We start from the raw sequence: 15498 nt of genomic DNA, 5'->3' as shown, positions 1-15498 counted from the left end.
CCGGGCGGCGCGGCGGCGGCGCCTAGCGCGAGGCGTCCGCCTCCTCCGCGACGACCTCCTCCGGGGGCGCGTCCCGTCCCGCGGCGTACGCGGTGGCGAACGCGGCCTCGCCCGCGTTCGCGGCGGCCCGCGCCCGGGCCCGTTCGGCGTCGGCGCGGTGCAGCGGCAGCGTGGCCGCGGCGGCGTCGAGCAGCGCGTCCGCCGCGCCGAGCAGCCGCGCCGCGCGCCGCGGGTCGCGTCCGGCGTGCGCCGCCGCCAGCCCCGTCAGCGCCAGCGCCAGCGGACGGGCGGCGCCGGTCGCGCGGGCGGCGGCCAGTGCGCGGCGGTGCTCGCGCAGCGCGGCGCCGTCGTCGCCGCGCTGCCCGGCGAGGAAGCCCAGCTCGGCGAAGGCCAGCACGACGTCCACCGACCGGTGGTCGCCCGGATCGGCGCCGAGCCAGGTCCGCAGGTGCGGCGCGGCCTCCTCCGGGAGCCCCGCCCGGCGCAGCGCCATGCCGAGCCCCAGCTCGGCCAGCCGCGCCCCGTACGCCTCGCCGTGCACGGTGGAGATCTCCAGGGCGCGCCGGAAACGCCCGGTGGCCCCGGCCGTGTCGCCCCGCGCCAGCGCGGTCCGCCCCAGGCAGCACGTCCAGTGCGAGACGCTCAGCCAGATGCCCAGCCCCTCCGCGAGTTCGAGCGCCTCGGCGGCGATCCGGTCGGCCTCGGCGTGGTCGCCGACGGTGTCGGCGTGCCGCCACAGCACCGCCATCGCCTCCAGCCGCCCCCAGTCGTCGCCGAGTTCGGTGAACGTCCGCAGCGCCTCGGCCCCGTCGGTCTCGAAGCGGGGCAGCCCGCCGCGGATGTAGGCCAGGTAGGCGCGGTTCGCGAGGGCGGCCGCGATGCCCCACCGGTCCCCGCGGGCGCGGAACGCCGACAGGGCCAGCCCGATCCGCGTCTCGGCGGCGTCCAGCTCGCCGCACTCGATCAGCGCCGGGCCGAACAGCCACTGGACGAACGCGCGCCCCTCCTCGTCGTCCGCGCCGTCGAACGCGGCGAGCGCCCGCTTCACCCGGACGAGCGGCGCGTCGGCCTCGCGCGCCACCAGGTCCAGGTAGGCGAGGAACGCGCCCGCCCTGGCGCGCAGCATGCGCGAGCCGCCGTCCAGCTCCAGCGCGCTCGCGAGCATCCGGTGCGCCTCGCGGTGCCGTCCGCGCAGCCACCGGTACCAGAACAGGTGCACGGCCAGCCGCAGCGCGGTGTCGGCGTCCCCGCGCCGGACGGCCGTGCCGGACGCGGCGTCCAGGTTGGCGTGCTCGCGGCCCAGCCGCCGCATCCACGTGCGCTGGCCGGGGCCGCGCAGCCCGGCGTCGGCGTCCGCGGCGAGACCGGCGTAGTAGCGCATGTGGCGCTCCTCGGCGGCCGCCCGCTCCCCGGCCTCGTCCAGCCGCTCCCGCGCGTACGCGGCGACGGACTCCAGCAGCCGGTAGCGCTTCCCCTCCGGGGTGTCCACGGTGCCGACCAGGGACCGGTCCACCAGCCGCGCCAGCGGGTCCAGCACGTCGCCGCCGGTCGCCTCGGCCGCCTCCAGCGTGCAGCCGTCGGCGTGCACCACCAGCCCCTGCAGCACCTCCCGCTCCCGGTCGTCCAGCAGGTCCCAGCTCCAGTCGATCGCCGCGCGCAGCGTCCGGTGCCGGTCCGGGCGCCCGCCCCCGGCACCGCGCAGCAGCCGGAACCGGTCGTCGAGCCGGGCGGCGATCCCGTCCACGCCGAGCGCCCGCACCCGCCGCGCCGCCAGCTCCAGCGCGAGCGGCAGGCCGTCCAGCCGGCGGCAGATCGCGGCCACCGGCGGCGCGGTCCGCGCGTCCAGCGCGAACCCCGGCGCCGACGCCGCCGCCCGCGCCGCGAACAGCTCCACCGCCCCGAACGACGCCGCGTCCGCCCCGGCGTCCTCGGGCGGGACGGCCAGCGGCGGCACCTCCACGACCCGTTCGCCCGCGACGCCCAGCGGCTCCCGGCCCGTCGCCAGCACCCGCAGCCCGGCGGCGCCGCGCAGCAGCCGGGCGGCCAGCGCGCCCGCCTCGGCGAGCACGTGCTCGCAGTTGTCCAGCACCAGCAGGCAGCGGCTCCCGCGCAGCGCCCCCGCCACCCGCCCGGCGAGCGCCGCGTCGCCGGCGTCGACGTCCCGCAGCCCCAGGACGTCCGCGACCGCCGCCGCCACCCGGGACGCACCGCCGCCCGACGGCGGCAGCGGCGCCAGCTCCACCAGCCACACCCCGTCCGGGAACGCGGCGGCGACCCCGCCCGCCGCCTCCAGCGCGAGCCGCGTCTTACCGACCCCGCCGGGCCCGGTCAGCGTGACCAGCCGCTCCGGCCCGTCCGCGACGAGCAGGTCCCGGACGGCCGCGACCTCCCGCTCGCGGCCCACCAGGACGTCCACGATCGCGGGCAGGTTCGTGACCGCCTCCGCTTCCGGCGGCGACCCCCGCAGGATCTCCCGGTACGCCGCCGACAGCTCCGGGCCGGGATCGGTGCCCAGCTCCTCCGCGAGCCGCCGCCGCAGCCGCTCGTACGAGCGCAGCGCCTCCGTCTGCCGCCCCGACCCGTACAGCGCCCGCAGCCACGCGGCCTGCAGCCGCTCCCGCAGCGGATGCCGCCGCACCAGTTCGCCCAGCTCTTCCGCGAGCAGCCGGTGCCCGCCCAGCTCCAGCCGCGCCTCGGCGCGCAGTTCCAGGGCGGTCAGCCGCTCCTCCTCCAGCCGCGCCGCCGCCGGGGCCGCGAACCCGTCGGCGAACCCGGCGAACGCGGGGCCGCGCCACAGCGCCAGCGCCTCGTCGCACAGCGCCGCGCGGCCCGCCGCGTCGCGCGTCCGCCGCGCCCGGTCCAGCAGCGCGCGGAACCGGTCCGCGTCGACCTCGCCGTCCGCGACCGCCAGCCGGTACCCGCCCGGCCCGTGCGCGAGCCGGGCGCGGCCGTCCGGCTCGGCCCGGTCCAGGACGCCGCGCAGCAGCGACATCTTCGAGCGCAGCACCCGCCGCGGATCGGCGGGCGCCCGGTCGCCCCACAGCTCGTCCACCAGCCGGTCCGCCGGGACGGGACGCCCCTCCCGCAGCAGCAGCGCGACCAGCAGCGCCCGCACCCGGGCCTCCGGGATCCGCACCGGCGCCCCGCCGGCGTCCCACACCTCCGGCGCCCCCAGCGTTCCGAACCTCATGCCGATCACCGTATTCGGCCGGAACCCCGCCGGAGCCCTTCCGGAACGCCCCTTCGCGACGCTCGGACCACGACACCGCACCAACGAGAGGAGGTGCCGCGATGCGCGCCACCGCGCGCGACTGGGCGGGACTCGCCGCCCTCGTCCTGCCGGCGCTGCTGCTGTCGATGGACGTCACCGTGCTGTTCCTGGCGCTGCCCGTGCTGGGCACGGAGCTGGGCGCCGACGCCACCGCGCAGCTGTGGATCATGGACGCCTACGGCTTCCTGATCGCCGGGTTCCTCGTCACCATGGGCACCCTCGGCGACCGGATCGGCCGCCGCCGGCTGCTGCTCGCGGGCGCCGCCGCCTTCGCCGTCCTGTCCGCCCTCGCGGCCTGGTCGACCGGCCCCGGCATGCTCATCGCGCTCCGCGCGCTGCTCGGCGTCGCCGGGGCGACGATCATGCCGGCGACGCTGTCGCTGATCCGGCACATGTTCGCCGACGACCGGCAGCGCCGGCTCGCCGTCGCGCTGTGGACCGCCGGGACGATGGGCGGCATGGCGCTCGGCCCGGCGGTGGGCGGCCTGCTGCTCGACCGGTTCTGGTGGGGCGCCGTCTTCCTCATGGCCGTTCCGGTGATGCTGCTGGTCCTGGCCGCCGCGCCGCTGCTCCCCGAGCACCGCGACCCCGCGCCCGGCCGCATCGACCTGCCCAGCGTCGCGCTGTCCCTGGCCGCGATGCTGCCGCTGGTGTACGCGGTCAAGGAGACGGCCCGGCACGGCCCCGGGCTCTGGGCGGCGGCCGCCCTTCTCGTGGGAGCGGCCTCGGGGGTGCTGTTCGTCCGGCGGCAGTCCCGGCTCGCCGACCCGCTGGTCGACCTCCGGCTGCTGCGGCTCCCCGCGTTCGCCCCGGCCCTCGTGACCGTCCTCGCCGCCTCCATGACGATGGGCGCGTTCTCCCTGCTGCTCGCCCAGTACCTCCAGCTCGTCAAGGGGCTGACGCCCGCGCAGGCCGGCGCGTGGCTGGTGCCGACCGCCCTCGTCTCGATCATCGCGATGCTCGCGACCCCCCGGGCCGCCGCGCGGATCGGCGACCGCGCCGCGACCGTCGCCGCGCTCGCCGTCGCCGCGGCCGGGTTCGCCCTCCTCGCCCAGGTCTCGGCGGACCGGCCGACCGCGGCGGCCATCGCCGCGGCCGCCGTCGTCAACCTCGGCATGAGCCCGCTGCTCGTCCTGGTCAACAACCTGGTCGTCGGCGTCGCCCCCAGGGAGCGCAGCGCCTCCGCCGCCGCCCTGGCGGAGACCTGCCTGCAGGCCGGGGCCGCGCTGGGCGTCGCCGCGCTCGGCTCGCTGGCCGCGTTCGTCTACCGCGCCCGCATGGCCGACGCGCCCGCCGCCGCCCGCGACGGCCTCGCCGCCGCCGTCGCCGGCGGGCCGTCCGCCGAACTGCTGGAGACCGCCCGCGCCGCGTTCGTCTCCGGCTACGCCGTCGTCGCCTACGTCAGCGCCGGCATCGCCCTGCTCCTCGCCCTGTTCACCGCCCGCACCACCCGCACGTCCGGTGCGTCCGGTCCGTCCCGCACGATTCGCGACCGTAAGGAGAACGCCCATGTCTGACCTGATCCGGCTGCGCCTCGCCGTCATCGTCGGCAGCACCCGCAAGGACCGCTTCGGCCCCGTCCCCGCCGCCTGGGTGGCCGACCGGGCCCGCAAGCACGGCGGCTACGAGGTCGACGTGATCGACCTGGCCGAGGAGCGGCTGCCGGACGTCCTCAACGGCGACGACGCCGACGCCCCGCCGCCCCCGCCCGTCCGGGCGCTGGCGCCCCGGCTGGCGTCCGCCGACGCGTTCGTGATCGTCACGCCCGTCTACAACCACGGCTACCCCGCCTCCCTGAAGAACGCCATCGACTGGTTCTTCGACGAGTGGAGCGCCAAGCCCGTCGGCTTCGTCTCCTACGGCGGCGCGGGCGGCGGCGTGCACGCCGTCGAGCAGCTGCGCCAGGTGTTCTGCGAGGTCCACGCGACGACCATCCGCGAATCCCTCGGCTTCGCGAACTACTGGGAGCGGTTCGACGACGCCGGGCAGCCCATGGACGCCGCGGGCGCGGAGAAGGCCGCCGCGACCTTCCTCGACCGCCTGGCCTGGTGGGCCCACGCCCTGCGCGAGGCCCGCGGCAAGCGGCCGTACACCGTCTGAGCGGTACACCGTCTGAGCGGTACACCGCCCGACGCTGCACGGCCCGGCGGGGGCGGCCCCGCTCACCCCGCGGCGGTCACGCCGACCGCAGGGTGAGCGGGGTCCCGCCCGCGACGTGCCCCAGCTTCGCGGGGTTGCGGACGTAGTAGAGGCCCGCGATGCGGCCGCCCTCGACCCGCACCGCCATGATGCCGTCCAGCTCGCCGTCCAGCCGCAGCAGCAGCGCCGGGCCCCCGTTGACCGTCGCCGGCTCGCAGGTCAGCGTCCCCTCCAGCCCGCCGCGGTAGAAGGCGATCAACCTGTCGGCGCCCACGACCGGCTCCGGCGCCGCCCGCTTCACCCCGCCGCCGTCGCTCAGCAGGACGACGTCCGGCGCGAGCACGTCGAGCAGCTCCTGCGGATCACCCGTCTCGAGCGCCCGCCGGAACGACTCCACCGCCGCCCGGGTCTCCGCCGGCGACACCGCCCGCTGCGGCCGCCGCGCCGCGACGTGCCGGCGCGCCCGGTGCGCGATCTGCCGCACCGCCGCCGGGCTCTTGCCCACCGCCTCGGCGATCTCGCCGTAACCGACGTCGAACACCTCGCGCAGCACGAACACCGCCCGCTCCGTCGGCGCGAGCCGCTCCAGGACGACCATCATCGCCATCGACACGCTCTCCGCGAGCTCGACGTCCTCGGCGACGTCCGGCACGGTGAGGATCGGCTCGGGCAGCCACTGCCCCACGTACGCCTCCCGGCGGCGCTTCAGCGCCCGCAGCCGGTTGAGCGACTGCCGCGCGGTGATCCGCACCAGGTAGGCGCGCCCGTCCTCCACCCGCGACGCGTCGACCCCGGCCCACCGCAGCCACGTCTCCTGCAGGACGTCCTCGGCGTCGGCGGCCGACCCGAGCAGCTCGTAGGCGACGGTGAACAGCAGGTTCCGGTGGGCGACGAACGTGTCCGTCGAGCCCGCGTCCACGACCGTCCTCCCCTCAGCCGGCGGCCGCGCCCGCGACCGGCAGGCGCCGCCGCTTCGCGTCCTTGACCGGCCACGTGTGCGAACCGGGCTCGCGGGCCTCCTTCGCGAGCTGCTTGATCGGGCTCTCGCACGCGGCCTCCTTCAGTTTCGCGCCGAGCCGCCCGCCCACGTGGATCCACGTCGCGGTGTCGTCGCGGTGCGCGAGCTGGAACACCCCGGCCCGGCGGCCGAGGCTGACGCACATCGCGGCGATCCCCTTGCCGAAGTCCGCCGGAGCCTCCCCCGCGATCCGGGCGAGCACCGTGTCGGCGGCGTGCGCGCCCAGCGGGAGCGCCGCCTGGCAGCTCATCCGCAGCGGCGCGCCCGACGGGGCCGCGGCGTCCCCGGTCGCGACGATGCGCGGGTCGTCCACGCTGGTCAGCGTCTCGTCGGTGAGGAGCCGTCCCACCGCGTCGGTGGTCAGCCCGCTCCGCGCGGCCAGGTCCGGCACGCCGAAGCCGGCGGCCCAGACCGTCACCGTGCTCGCCAGTTCCAGGCCGTCCGAGAGCCGCACCGCGTCGCGCTTCACGGCGGTCGCCGTCACCCCTTCGAGCACCGTCACGCCCAGCTTCGCCAGCCCCCGGGCCACCGCGCGCCGCCCCCGCGGGTGCAGGTACGGGCCGAGCCGCTCACCGCACACGAGCGTCACGTCGCGTCCCGCCTCCGCCAGCTCGGCGGCCGTCTCGATGCCGAGCGGCCCGCCGCCCACCACCGTCACCGAGGACGCGCCGTCAACGGCGTCCCGCAGCCGGCCCGCCTCCTCCAGGGCGGCGATCGGGTAGGCGAACTCGGCCGCCCCCGGCACGCCCGGGTCGGCGCCGCTGCCGACCGCGTAGACGAGGTAGTCGTAGTCGAGGACGGCGCCGTCCTCGAGCGTCACGCGGCGCCCGTCCGCGTCGATCGCCGCCGCGGTCCCGACCACCAGCCGGACGCCGTCCGCGAGGATCTCCCCGTAGTCGACCACCGCGTCGTCGGACCCGCCCACCAGCTGGTGCAGCCGGATCCGCTCGACGAACACCGGGCGCGGGTTGACCAGCGTCACGTCCGCCCGCTGCGTCAACCGGTTGGCGGCCATGACCCCCGCATACCCGCCGCCGATCACGACCACGTTCATGGTGTCTCCTTCCATCGGACTCGCCGTGAAGACACCGCCCGCCCCGCACCTGTGACAGCACGTGAGCCAGATCACCCGCGCTTGCGCCGCCGGGCGCCGGGTACGGGGAGACGATGTTCCTGGTGACGGGCGCGAGCGGGTACATCGGCGGACGGCTGGTGCCCGAACTGCTGCGCGCCGGACGCCCGGTGCGGTGCATGGCACGGTCGGCGCGGCGGCTCCGCGACCATCCCTGGGCGGCGGACGTCGAGATCGCCGAGGCCGACGCGACCGACCCCGAGTCGACCCGCCGGGCCCTGGACGGGGTGGACGTCGCCTACTACCTCATCCACGCGCTCGGCCACGGGACGTTCGCCGACACCGACCGCCGGGCCGCGCGCACCTTCGCCGCCGCGGCCCGCGACGCGGGCGTCCGCCGGCTCGTCTACCTGGGCGGCATGGACCCGGCGGAGGACCCGTCGCCGCACCTGCGGTCCCGCGCCGAAGTGGGCCGGATCCTGCTGGGCGCGGGCGTCCCCGCCGTCTGGCTGCGCGCCGCGGTGATCATCGGATCGGGTTCGGCGTCGTTCGAGATGCTCCGCCACCTGACCGAGCGGCTGCCGGTGATGGTCACCCCGCGCTGGGTGCACACCCGGATCCAGCCGATCGCGATCCGGGACGTCCTGCACTACCTCGTCGCCGCCGCCGACCTGCCCGCCGAGGTGAGCCGCGGCTTCGACATCGGCGGCCCGGACGTGCTCACCTACGCCGGGATGATGCGCCGCTACGCGGCCGTCGCCGGGCTGCGGCCCCGCCTCATCGTCCCGGTCCCGGTGCTGAGCCCGCGGCTGTCGAGCCTGTGGGTCGGCGCGATCACGCCCGTGCCCGGGGGCCTCGCGCGTCCGCTGGTGGAGTCGCTGCGCAACGAGGTGGTGCGCCGCGAGCACGACATCGACCGGTACGTCCCGCCCCCGCCGGACGGCCCGATCGGCTTCGACCGCGCGGTGTCGCTCGCGCTGCGCCGCGTCCGGGACGCCGACGTCGCCACGCGCTGGTCGTCGGCGAGCGTCCCCGGCGCCCCCAGCGACCCGCTGCCCACCGACCCCGACTGGGCCGGCGGCAGCCTGTACACCGACGAGCGGGCGTGCGGGACGGACGTCCCGGCCGAGCGGCTGTGGGCGGTCATCGAGGGGATCGGCGGCGAGCGCGGCTGGTACTCGTTCCCGGCCGCCTGGCGCGTCCGGGGCCTGCTGGACCGGCTGGTCGGCGGGGTGGGCCTGCGGCGCGGCCGCCGCGACCCGCACCGGCTGCGGATCGGGGAGACCGTCGACTTCTGGCGCGTCGAGGAGATCGAACCCCGCCGCCTGCTGCGGCTGCGCGCGGAGATGCGGCTGCCCGGCCTCGCCTGGCTGGAACTGGGCGTCGCGGAACGCGACGGCCGCACCCGCTACACGCAGCGGGCCCTGTTCCATCCGCGCGGGCTGGCGGGACACCTCTACTGGTGGGCCTTCAAGCCCTTCCACGACCGCGTCTTCGGCGGCATGTGCCGGGGCGTCGTCCGCGCCGCCGAGGAGCCCGCCGCCGAGGAGTCCTCCGGCGAGCGCGCACCCTACCCTGACGTGAGGTCAAGGTAGGGCCGGTGCGCGTCGGCTGCGGCCGGCGAGCCCGGACGGCCTCGCCGTCCGGGTCAGTCCGGGACGCCCGCGGCGAGCATCGGGATCAGGGTGAGGTCCGGCTTGTCGCGTTCGATGGCGCGGACGCGCCATTTGTCGGGGAAGACGGCGATGAGGGCGCCGTCCAGGTCGCGGGTGAGGACTTCGACGCCGCGTTGGGCGGTCAGGGCGGGCGCGGATTCCTTGTCGGTGATGCGCGCGGTGGTGTAGTCGAGGCGGGTGAGGTTGACGGGGGCGCCGAACTCGTCGGCCATCCGGGCGGTGACGACCTCGAACTGCAGCGGCCCGACCGCCGCGAGGACGGGGGCGCCGTCGCCGCGCAGGTCGCTGCGCAGGACCTGCACCACGCCCTCGTTGTCGAGCTGGTCGATGCCGCGGCGGAACTGCTTGGCGCGGCCGTTGTCGTCGACGCGCGCGACCATGAAGTGCTCGGGCGCGAACGCCGGGATCGGCGGGAAGGTCACCGGCCCCTTGGCGTAGAGGGTGTCGCCGACCTTGACGCCGGCGGCGTTGGGCAGCCCGATGACGTCGCCGGGGTAGGCGGCGTCGACGGTGAAGCGGTCGCGGCCGAACACCGTCTGGGCGTGCTTGGTGGTCAGCGGCCGTCCGGTGGCGGCGTGGGTGAGGGTCATGCCGCGCTCGAACCGGCCCGAGCACACCCGGACGAACGCGAGCCGGTCGCGGTGCGCGCGGTCCATGCCCGCCTGCACCTTGAACACCTGGCCCGCGAAAGGCGCCTCGATGGGACGGTCGACGCCCCGTTCGTCCGCGCGCGGGCCCGGGGCGGGCGCGAGCCGGCACACGGTCTCCAGCAGCGCCTCGACGCCGAAGTTGGGCAGCGCGGCGCCGAACAGCACGGGGGTGCAGGTTCCGGCGGCGAACGCGTCCATGTCGAGGGTCGCGCCGATCTCGTCGAGCAGCGCGAGTTCCTCGGTCGCGGTCGTCCAGGCGTCGCCCTCTTCGGCGGCGGCCCGGTCGGCGGGGACGGGTTCGGCGATCGCTCGGGTCGCGCCGCCGGGCGTGCGGCGGAACCGCACGTAGGACCCGGCGTCGCGGTCGATGAGGCCGCGGAAGTCGCCCGCGACGCCGACGGGCCAGTTCAGCGGCGCGGGCCGCAGCCCGATCCGCTGCTCGACCTCGTCCAGCAGTTCCAGGGGCTCGCGGCCCGGACGGTCCCACTTGTTCACGAACGTGATCACGGGGATCTTGCGGTGCCGGCAGACGTCGAACAGTTTCAGCGTCTGCGCCTCCAGGCCCTTGGCCGAGTCCAGCAGCATGATCGCGCCGTCGACGGCGGCCAGCACCCGGTAGGTGTCCTCGGAGAAGTCGGCGTGCCCGGGAGTGTCGAGGAGGTTCAGCAGGGCCCCGCCGAACTCGAATCGCAGCACCGACGAGGTGATCGAGATGCCCCGCGACCGCTCCATGTCCATCCAGTCGGACGTCACGCCCCGCCGTCCGGCCTTGCCGTGCACCGCCCCCGCCTGCTCGATCGCCGCCGCGTGCAGCGCCAGCGCCTCGGTCAGCGTCGACTTGCCCGCGTCCGGGTGACTGATCACCGCGAACGTCCGGCGGCGCGCCGCCTCCGCGCGCACCTCGCCGCTCACCGCGGCCCCCCGTGCAGCACCATCGTTCCTCCGTCCCGATCGACCTACACCGACGACGACGTCGCCCGCCTTCTCGTCATCAAGCGGATGAAGCCCCTCGACTTCACCCTCGAGGAGATGCGCGACCTCCTCACCGTCCTCGACGAACTCCGGTCCGCCGGCCCGGACGACGTTACCCGCGCCGACCTCGCCAAGCGCCTCGCCGTCTACCGCGCGCTCGTCGAGGAGCGCCGCGCGAAGATCCGCGCCCGCCTGGCCGACGCCGAGCAGTTCGCCGCCGAACTCTCCGCCGAGCTGCGCGGGCACCGGCCGTAGCGGCGGTCACGGACGGGCGACCCCGATCGGGTTCGGCACCGGCACCGCCGCACGATCGATGAGCGTGCGGCTCAGCGCGGTGAGCGTCCGGACCGTCCACGCCGGGTCGTCCAGGGCGCGCAGGCCGTCGCCGCACAGCCGGTCGGTGGCCTCCTCGATCCGGGCGCGCAGCGCGACGCCGTCCGCGGTGAGCCGCCCGGCGGACTCCAGGACGCCCCGCTCCACCAGCGCGCGTTCCGCCGCGGCCCACTCGTCGTCCGTCCAGCCGCGGTTGTCCTGGATCGCCGCGCGCGACACCCGTCCGGTGGCGACGTGGGTGATCGACGCCTGCAGGCCGGTGAGCCCGTGCGCGGTCGCCGCCACCACGTGCCCGTCCCCGCGGTGCTCGCGCAGGACGGTCACGGCGAGCCACAGCCGGGCCAGCGGCGACCGGGGCCGCGCGACGGACGCCCACGCCCCGGCCAGGGCCCGCCCGTCGAACGGCAGCGCGTCGACGGCCCGTTCGAGGCCGTCCGCGACCCGCCGCAGATCGGCGAGCGACCCCTCCGGAGCCAGCTCCGCGAGGACCTCCTCGGCGGCCCGCAGCCGCGCGTCGACGGCCGCTTCCGGCTCGATGCGCGTCCAGATCTTGGGGATCGCCTTGGCGACCATGGAGAGCGAGAAGCCGAAGAACACCGCCGCGACCGCCTCCGGGGGCGTCCGTCCGAGCGGCGCGGCGCGTCCCGCGAAGTAGCCGTTCCACCACCCGGTCAACCCGGTCTCGGCCATGGCCGAGGGGAACCGCGGATGGAAGTAGCAGATGGCGTGAACCGGTTCGTACGCGCGCCAGAACCGTCGTTCGGCGCTGTCAGCGGCATCATCGTGCACCCCCTTAATCTGGCGCATCGCACCGATATGCGCAGCCCCCGTTCTGCTCCCGCGGACGGTTCGCACGCGGGGAGCGGACGGGCCCGAGGGCTCGACGGCCAGAGCGCGTTCCATGCCGGGACGGTTATAGATGCAGGTATTGGACGTGCGATCGCCCCTCCGGCGAAGCTCGGTGCCGGGGGCGAGCAACCGGCTCGCCGAGCTTTCAGGAGGGGTCATGCCTGTTTTCGTGCTGTCGTACCAGGTGTCCGACGAGGGTGTCGCCGAGGTCGCCGAGGCGGTCGAGAAGGCGTTCGCCGCCGTGAAGGCGCACCGGCCGGAGGGCGTCCGGTACGCCTACCTCCGCCGCGCCGGGAGCGCCGAGTTCGTCGCGCTGCTGGAGCTCGCCGAGGGGATGGAGAACCCCCTGCCCGGCATCGCGGAGGCGCGCGAGCTGCAGGCGACCGTGGCCAAGTGGGCCGTGGGCCCGGCGCCGGCGCCCCGGCCCGTCGAGGTGCTCGGGGACTACGGCATGTTCGGCTGAACGAGGACCGGGGGCGGCGCCGGGAGACGGACGTCTCACCTCGGTCGTCCGGGGTGAGGGCGGCGCCACCTGCGGAATAGGGACATGTCCGGTGGGGGCGCGGAACTGGGGATAGGGCGGCGCGAGGCGGGCACGCGGGTGCGGCGGGCCGCTCCGCTGCCGAAGGGGGGACGAACGGGAATGGCGCGCCGTCCTCCAGCGCGCCTCCCGAACCGACGCGGCCGCCGCCGGAGTCCCGATCGACCCCCGCCGCCTCTCCCTGCCCGGCATCCGCGCCCGGCTCGCGAACGGCGACCGCGTCCTCCTCCTGCTCTCCCTGGAGGCGATGCAGCGTTTCGCCGTCCCCCACTGGGTCCTCTGCCACGCCGCCGTACCCGGCGCCCTCATCATCGAAGACCCATGGACCAACGACGCCACGGGAGACACCTGGCTCGACGCCCACCTCCTCCCCGTGCCCGACGCCGCCCCCGAGCCGGGCACCGAGATCGCCGGCCGGTAGCCATCACGGCCGGGACGCATCGCGCGCGTACCGCGCCAGGGTCGCATCGATGATCTGAGTGCCGTCCGGGGGAGGCCCGGCGGTGTCCCACCAGCACACGGCACCGATCTCCTCGTTCGGCGTGAAGTCCTGCTCACGTGTGCGGACGCGCGCCGCGTAGACGGCGGCGTACTCGTCCCGCAGCGGATCGATCAGCCGGAAACGCGCGTACCCGGCCAGGACCAGCCCGGACAACACCAGGCCGCTTTCCTCGCGCAGTTCCCGCACGGCCGCCTGCAAAGGCGTCTCACCAGGATCGATCCGACCACCGGGCAGCTCCCACTGCCGCCGAAAGCGGTCGAACACCAACAACACGTCCCGCCCGCACCGCACCACGACCAGCGCCGCAGGCATCGGAACGTCGTCCGGCACCCGGTGAGTGCGCACGGCGGGCAGGAACGCCGTCAACGCGTTCCCCTTGGCATCCCGCGCCAAAGCCCGTTCCATGCGCTCCACGATGACCCGGGAAGTGGGCATGCCGACCGCCGGATGGCCGCTACCGGACGGTCAGGTCGTGCAGGAGTTTGCGGGCCAGGGCGTCCAGGGTGCTCACCTCTTCGGGTGTGAGGCCGGCCAGCAGGTCGGTGACGTTGGCGGTGTGCCGCGTCATGGCGGCGTCGACGGTGGCGTAGCCCTGGTCGGTGAGGCGGACCTGGAAGCTGCGCCGGTCGGCGCGGTCGAGGGAGCGTTCGATCATTCCGGCGGACTCCAGCCGGTCCAGCCGGTTGGTCATCCCCGCTCGGGAGAGCATCAGCAGGTCGGACAGACGCGAAGGGCTGAGGGCGTACGGGGAGCCTGAGCGGCGCAGCGCCGCCAGGACGTCGAACTCGCCGCGTTGCAGGCCGAACTCGGTGAAGACCTGCTCCTGGGCGGGGCCGAGGAGGAGGCTCACGCGGCCGAGCCGGCCGACCACGGCGATCGCGGTCAGGTCCAGGTCCGGCCGTTCCCGCCGCCAGGCGGCGACCACCGCGTCCACCGCGTCCGGATCGTCCGCCGGCGTGCCGGAGTCGGGGGAAGCGGGGGCGCGGTCGTGCGTGTTCGCGGTGCTCATGCCCCCAGTGTAGTTCGAGACCGAATACAACATCCACCGAATAGTTTGACGCCGTACTATCGGACGTGTAACTATCTCTCCATGAGCCAGACACACCCGCCGGAGACGCCTCCGGACGAGCACCCCGGGTTCGCCCCCTTGGTGGTCCACCCGCAGGACGCCGAGTTCCTCGGCGCCGGGGCGGACACCATCGCCCTGCTGGCCGACGCGTCGGACACCGGCGGCCTGCTGGGCGCCGGCCGCACCACCCTGGGACGCGGCAAGGACGGTGCGACCCCGCACTACCACCGCGGCTCGGCCGAACTGTTCTTCGTCCTGGACGGGCGGCTGCAGGTCCTCGCGGGCGAGGAGGTGGTGGAGGCCGAGGCCGGCGCCACCCTCGTCGTCCCGCCGCACACCGTCCACGCCTTCGCGGCCGCGCCCGGGTCGGGCGCCGACCTGCTGATCGTGATCACGCCGGGCGTCGAGCGGTTCGCCTACTTCCGCCTGCTGGACCGCGTCCGCCGCGGCCTCGCCGAGCCCCGCGAGCTGCTCGCCGTCCAGGACCGCTTCGACACCCACTTCGTCGACAGCACCCCCTGGCGCCGCACCCGCGCGGCCGCCTGACCCCGACCCCCCCACCCACCTGCACTCACATCAAGGGAGACACCATGCGTAAGATCATCGCCTCCACCTACACCACCCTCGACGGCTTCATCGACAACCCGCACGAGTGGTCCCTGAGCTACAACAGCGAGGACGCCATGGCCGCCGCGCTGGCCCTGACCACCGGCTGCGACGCGCTGCTGCTGGGCCGCATCACCTACGAGGGCATGGCCCAGGCCTGGCCGAACATGGGCGGCAACCCCTACGCCGACCACGTCAACGCCATGACCAAGTACGTGGTCGCCTCCCAGCCGGTCGACACCACCGCGTGGAGCCCCACCGTCGTCGTCCCGGGCGACGACCTCACCGCCGAGATCACCAAGATCAAGGAGCAGGACGGCGGCGACATCCTCATCTGGGGCAACGGCCGCCTCACCGACCACCTGGCCACGGCCGGGCTGCTCGAGGAGTACCGGATCTGGATCTACCCCGTCCTCAAGGGCGGCGGCGAGCCGCTGTTCCGCCCCGACAGCGTCACCGGCCTGGAGCACATCGACACCACTACGTTCACCTCCGGTGTCACGCTCCTGACCTACCGCCCGACCACCGCTTGAACGCCGCGCGCGTCCATCGCCGGGGGCTGCGATCTCCCGCCCGCAGCCCCCGGCCCCGCCGGCCGGGTGCCGTCAGCCGAGCTGCTCGGCCAGCCCGACCATGATCCCCTCCGGGCCCCGGACGAAGCAGAGCCGGTAGGCGTCCCCGTACCGCGCCACCTCCCCGACGAGCTCGGCGCCGTGCGCGCGCAGGCGGGCGAGGAGGCCGTCGAGGTCGTCGACGGCGAACATGATGCGCCGGATGCCCAGCGTGTTCGCCGTCGCGTT

Annotated in this window: 15 protein-coding genes and 2 pseudogenes; 9 read left to right on the top strand and 8 right to left on the bottom strand. The window is 75.7% G+C overall.

All coding sequences use genetic code 11. From position 1 onward, the window contains the following. Positions 1-22: 22 nt before the first annotated feature. On the bottom strand, positions 23-3190 hold the full coding sequence (locus AB0L25_RS27535) for an ATP-binding protein (protein WP_500175598.1): 3168 nt from the start codon (positions 3188-3190) through the stop codon (positions 23-25). Positions 3191-3291: 101 nt separating this feature from the next. Here AB0L25_RS27535 and AB0L25_RS27530 point away from each other — a divergent pair, with 101 nt between their 5' ends. Beyond that, entirely contained in the window at positions 3292-4788 is a 1497-nt protein-coding gene (locus tag AB0L25_RS27530) for an MFS transporter (protein ID WP_500175597.1), read from the top strand. Continuing rightward, positions 4781-5371: an NADPH-dependent FMN reductase gene (locus AB0L25_RS27525; RefSeq protein ID WP_500175596.1), complete on the top strand. Its 591-nt coding sequence runs from the start codon at positions 4781-4783 to the stop codon at positions 5369-5371. The genes AB0L25_RS27530 and AB0L25_RS27525 overlap by 8 nt, the downstream gene beginning before the upstream one ends. A gap of 76 nt (positions 5372-5447) precedes the next feature. Here the strand turns inward: AB0L25_RS27525 and AB0L25_RS27520 are convergent, their stop codons facing one another. Together AB0L25_RS27520 and AB0L25_RS27515 are read right to left on the bottom strand one after the other, a co-directional pair. Then, a complete protein-coding gene (locus tag AB0L25_RS27520) occupies positions 5448-6329 on the bottom strand; it encodes an RNA polymerase sigma-70 factor (protein WP_500175595.1) in 882 nt (293 codons plus the stop codon). A gap of 13 nt (positions 6330-6342) precedes the next feature. Then, positions 6343-7482, bottom strand: coding sequence for an NAD(P)/FAD-dependent oxidoreductase (locus AB0L25_RS27515; protein ID WP_500175594.1), 1140 nt, complete (start codon positions 7480-7482; stop codon positions 6343-6345). A 113-nt stretch (positions 7483-7595) separates the two neighbouring features. On the opposite strand from AB0L25_RS27515, the gene AB0L25_RS27510 reads away from it, so the two are divergent. Then, positions 7596-9095, top strand: a complete 1500-nt coding sequence (locus tag AB0L25_RS27510; RefSeq protein ID WP_500175593.1) for an SDR family oxidoreductase — start codon at positions 7596-7598, stop codon at positions 9093-9095. Between the two features lie 53 nt (positions 9096-9148). Here the strand turns inward: AB0L25_RS27510 and AB0L25_RS27505 are convergent, their stop codons facing one another. After that, the gene (locus tag AB0L25_RS27505) at positions 9149-10738 is read right to left on the bottom strand and encodes a peptide chain release factor 3 (protein WP_500175592.1); all 1590 of its coding nucleotides are present in this window, start codon (positions 10736-10738) and stop codon (positions 9149-9151) included. Between AB0L25_RS27505 and AB0L25_RS27500 the strand changes: the two are divergent. Further along, positions 10679-10822: pseudogene (locus tag AB0L25_RS27500) on the top strand (hypothetical protein); the annotation flags it as partial. The gene AB0L25_RS27505 and the pseudogene AB0L25_RS27500 sit on opposite strands and share 60 nt — an antisense overlap. Before the next feature lie 3 nt (positions 10823-10825). After that, entirely contained in the window at positions 10826-11053 is a 228-nt protein-coding gene (locus tag AB0L25_RS27495) for a hypothetical protein (RefSeq protein ID WP_500175669.1), read from the top strand. Positions 11054-11059: 6 nt separating this feature from the next. On the opposite strand, the gene AB0L25_RS27490 is transcribed toward AB0L25_RS27495, so the two are convergent. After that, on the bottom strand, positions 11060-11920 hold the full coding sequence (locus tag AB0L25_RS27490; RefSeq protein WP_500175591.1) for an SCO6745 family protein: 861 nt from the start codon (positions 11918-11920) through the stop codon (positions 11060-11062). A 217-nt stretch (positions 11921-12137) separates the two neighbouring features. Here AB0L25_RS27490 and AB0L25_RS27485 point away from each other — a divergent pair, with 217 nt between their 5' ends. Next, positions 12138-12443 (top strand): hypothetical protein, encoded by a 306-nt coding sequence (locus AB0L25_RS27485; RefSeq protein WP_500175590.1) that lies wholly within the window; start codon positions 12138-12140, stop codon positions 12441-12443. Between the two features lie 169 nt (positions 12444-12612). Beyond that, positions 12613-12942 (top strand): annotated as a pseudogene (locus tag AB0L25_RS27480) (peptidase C39 family protein); the annotation flags it as partial. A gap of 3 nt (positions 12943-12945) precedes the next feature. Here AB0L25_RS27480 and AB0L25_RS27475 read toward each other — a convergent pair. Together AB0L25_RS27475 and AB0L25_RS27470 are read right to left on the bottom strand one after the other, a co-directional pair. Then, positions 12946-13428 carry an NUDIX hydrolase gene (locus AB0L25_RS27475; RefSeq protein WP_500175589.1) on the bottom strand — a complete coding sequence of 161 codons (483 nt, stop codon included), beginning with the start codon at positions 13426-13428 and terminating at the stop codon, positions 12946-12948. A gap of 49 nt (positions 13429-13477) precedes the next feature. Then, positions 13478-14032: a MarR family winged helix-turn-helix transcriptional regulator gene (locus AB0L25_RS27470; RefSeq protein WP_500175588.1), complete on the bottom strand. Its 555-nt coding sequence runs from the start codon at positions 14030-14032 to the stop codon at positions 13478-13480. An 81-nt stretch (positions 14033-14113) separates the two neighbouring features. Here AB0L25_RS27470 and AB0L25_RS27465 point away from each other — a divergent pair, with 81 nt between their 5' ends. Beyond that, positions 14114-14638, top strand: a complete 525-nt coding sequence (locus AB0L25_RS27465; RefSeq protein ID WP_500175587.1) for a cupin domain-containing protein — start codon at positions 14114-14116, stop codon at positions 14636-14638. Positions 14639-14682: 44 nt separating this feature from the next. Further along, positions 14683-15231: a dihydrofolate reductase family protein gene (locus tag AB0L25_RS27460; RefSeq protein ID WP_500175586.1), complete on the top strand. Its 549-nt coding sequence runs from the start codon at positions 14683-14685 to the stop codon at positions 15229-15231. A 72-nt stretch (positions 15232-15303) separates the two neighbouring features. On the opposite strand, the gene AB0L25_RS27455 is transcribed toward AB0L25_RS27460, so the two are convergent. Then, positions 15304-15498: VOC family protein (locus tag AB0L25_RS27455; protein ID WP_500175585.1), on the bottom strand; the 195-nt coding region annotated here is incomplete at its 5' end.

It is taken from the genome of Spirillospora sp. NPDC052242, assembly GCF_040679555.1.
GTDB lineage: Bacteria > Actinomycetota > Actinomycetes > Streptosporangiales > Streptosporangiaceae > Spirillospora.
The sequence above is the reverse complement of the archived record's forward strand: the minus strand, read 5'-3'. Positions and strand labels throughout refer to the sequence as shown.